The 432-nt window shown below is 75.2% G+C and carries 1 protein-coding gene; it reads right to left on the reverse strand.

Going from position 1 to position 432, the window contains the following annotated elements; translation table 11 throughout:
- Nucleotides 1-390: XdhC family protein (locus CQZ88_RS31310; RefSeq protein WP_258008662.1), on the reverse strand; the 390-nt coding region annotated here is incomplete at its 3' end.
- Between the last annotated feature and the right edge of the window lie 42 nt (nt 391-432).

Consider the following 432-nt stretch of genomic DNA (forward strand, 5'->3'; position numbering starts at 1 on the left):
GTCCGCGACGGCCTCGGCCACCGGCGTCGACCCGGAGACGACGAGGATCGGGGTGGGCAGTTGCGGCTCGAGGAAGATCTCCGTCGCGCCGCCGGACAGGCACGGGTTGACCGCGACGGTCGCCCCCGGAGTGTCCGGGAAGGTCTGCGTCGCGCCGGGCAGGACCCGCAGCAGGATGCTCTCCCCCGTGTTCAGGGCCTGCCGCGCGGCGTCGCGCACCGAGGTCTCGGTGCACTGGCCGCCGACGAAGCCCTCGATCGTGCCGTCGTCGAGCACCAGCGCGCAGTCGCCGGCGCGGGCGGACGTCGGCCGCTGGGCGCGCACCACCGTGGCGCGGACGAACGCCCGTCGCCGGCGGGTCAGTTCCGCGGCGCGCACCGTCAGATCCATGTGGCTCTCCCTGGTTCGGGCCGGTCGGTCAGATCGGCGGGG

This window comes from Rhodococcus sp. ENV425, from assembly GCF_002887785.1.
Lineage (GTDB): Bacteria > Actinomycetota > Actinomycetes > Mycobacteriales > Mycobacteriaceae > Rhodococcus > Rhodococcus aetherivorans.